The 959-nt window shown below is 65.5% G+C and carries 2 protein-coding genes; both read left to right on the top strand.

The features are described 5' to 3' along the window. The coding region (locus EN750_RS36340; RefSeq protein ID WP_127399417.1) for an NAD(P)H-dependent glycerol-3-phosphate dehydrogenase at nt 1–684 on the top strand (684 nt) is incomplete at its 5' end. Nucleotides 685–716: 32 nt separating this feature from the next. Continuing rightward, a partial coding sequence (locus EN750_RS36345) for a YciI family protein (RefSeq protein WP_127399418.1) occupies nt 717–959 on the top strand: 243 nt, incomplete at its 3' end.

A 959-nucleotide genomic window follows, 5' to 3' on the forward strand; every position in this document is an offset into this window, starting at 1 on the left:
CTGGTTCTGTGTGCCAAGGGCATCGAAAGCGAGACCGGCGCCTTGCTGTCGGCGATTGTCGAAGAAATCCTGCCGCTCAATCCGGTTGCCGCTCTGTCGGGTCCGAGCTTCGCCACCGACGTCGCCCGCGGCCTGCCGACGGCCGTTGTGGTCGCCGCCCGCGACGAGGTTTTGGCCGCCGATCTCGCCGCCCGCTTTTCCGCCGAAAACCTGCGCTGCTATTCGAACGACGACCTGGTCGGCGTCGAGATCGGCGGCGCCTTGAAGAACGTATTTGCCATTGCCGCGGGTGCCGTCACTGGGGCGGGTCTCGGCGCCAGCGCCCAGGCCGCCATGGTGACGCGCGGCTTTGTCGAATTGCGCCGCATCGGAGCCGCCTTCGGCGCCAGGCCCGAAACGCTGATGGGGCTTTCCGGCCTTGGCGACCTGCTGCTGACCTGCTCGTCCACCCAGTCGCGCAATTTCGCCTATGGCCTGGCGCTCGGCCAAGGCAAGCCGCTTGCCGGATTGCCGCTGGCCGAAGGCGTGCCGACGGCGGCGATCGCTGCCCGCATCGCCACCGAGCGCAACATCGACGCGCCGATCATTGCCGCCGTCGCCGCCATACTGGATGGCACCATCACCGTCCGGCAGGCTGTGACGGCGTTAATGACCCGGCCGCTGAAGACCGAAACCAACGATTGATCCACACGACTTTGAACGATCAGGAGAAAAAGATGCTGTTTGCTGTGATTTGCAAGGACAAGCCCGGAAGCCTGCAGGTGCGCCTCGACACGAGGCCCGAGCATATTGCCTTTCTCGAGGGGTTGAACGGCGACAAGAAGCTGGCATTCGCCGGTCCGTTCCTTGACACCGAAGGCAAGCCCAATGGCAGCCTCGTGGTCGTCGAAGCGCCCGACCTGGCTGGCGCCCAGGCTCTTTCGGCCGCCGACCCCTACACCAAGGCCGGGCTGTTCGAA

The organism is Mesorhizobium sp. M7A.F.Ca.ET.027.03.2.1 (assembly GCF_003999175.1).
Lineage (GTDB): Bacteria > Pseudomonadota > Alphaproteobacteria > Rhizobiales > Rhizobiaceae > Mesorhizobium.